Source organism: Spongiactinospora gelatinilytica, from assembly GCF_003236385.1.
Taxonomy (GTDB): Bacteria; Actinomycetota; Actinomycetes; order Streptosporangiales; family Streptosporangiaceae; genus Spongiactinospora; species Spongiactinospora gelatinilytica.
The window spans coordinates 1-1,144 of the sequence record NZ_POUA01000745.1 but is presented as its reverse complement, the minus strand read 5'-3'; the positions used below and the strand labels follow the sequence as shown (position 1 = coordinate 1,144).

Annotated in this window: 1 protein-coding gene and 1 tRNA gene; one reads left to right on the top strand and one right to left on the bottom strand. The window is 64.9% G+C overall.

The annotated features are described in order from the left end of the window. Positions 1-118: 118 nt before the first annotated feature. Positions 119-204 (top strand) — tRNA-Leu (locus C1I98_RS39100). Here C1I98_RS39100 and C1I98_RS39095 read toward each other — a convergent pair. Continuing rightward, positions 186-1,144: recombinase family protein (locus C1I98_RS39095; protein ID WP_199537573.1), on the bottom strand; the 959-nt coding region annotated here is incomplete at its 5' end. The two genes, C1I98_RS39100 and C1I98_RS39095, sit on opposite strands and share 19 nt — an antisense overlap.

The following is a 1,144-nucleotide window of genomic DNA, read 5'->3' as shown; positions in this document are numbered from 1 at the left end:
ACACTCGACTAGTCGTCGGCAGCGTCAGATGTGTATAAGCGACAGGCGGTATGACGCAGCCCTCAGAGTTTGCTAACCTGATTCCGCCGCAGTGGGGACGCCCCCACCAGGCACCCTTGTCCGGGTGGCGGAATAGGCAGACGCGCTAGCTTGAGGTGCTAGTGCCCGGTAACGGGCATGGGGGTTCAAGTCCCCCCTCGGACACACACCGCTTGCACATGTGGGGGTTCCGGTTCAACCCGAGCCTCCACATACTTCTTTTCCGGGTAGTAGATCAGCCTCAACCCCAGCTTGGTGTAGAGCTCGGCCTTGTCATCCGGATCGGCGTCCGCGATCAGCCGCACGAGATCGCCGACCTCTTCCATCATCGCCCTGATCTCTTCGCTGGTGATCCGCTGCGCGGCAGGAACGGCCTTCAGCTCACCTTCCAGGCGGGCGCGTTCGCTTTTCGTCTCGTTGATCCACGAGGAGATCTCCACAGGATCGCCGCCCGCATCCAGCGCGGCCCGGTAGCGACCGAGTTTGCGGTCGCACTCCGACAGCCGCTTCCGCACCGCGTGCAACGTAGCCTCGTTGGGATCGACGGCCTGCTCGGCCATCACCGTGATCGTGCGCTCCAGCGCGGTCGGCCCGAACGCGGTCCCCAGCCAGGCGTCCACCTCGTCCAGGATCTCCGCCTCCCGCAGATACACCACCTTCGGGTGGCCGAGATCGTTGACCCGCGCATACTGAGTGGGGAAGCGGCACCGGTAGTAGGCCTGGTCGTTGTTCCAGTTGCCATGCATCCGCCGCTCGCAGTACCCGCAGAACAACACCCCGCGGAAGGCGTAGGGGCGGCGGGTCGGATGCGGGCGCTGGCTGTAGCTGCCGTGCGCGCGCTTGGCCAGGATCTCCTGGACCCGCTGGTACTCCTCGACGCCGATGATCGCGTCATGAACGGGCCGATCGGACCAGATCCACTCGTCCTTACCGTTCCACCGCTGCTTGGTCGTCGTCCCCAGGGCGACGTTGCCCACGTCCAGCAGGACCTCGTCTTTGCGCTGCTTGTTCCACACCTGATGACCGGTGTAGCGCGGGTTGGTGAGGATCACCCGCACCGCGAACTTCGACCACGCCCGCTGGTCACGATGCTTGTTCCGGCCGG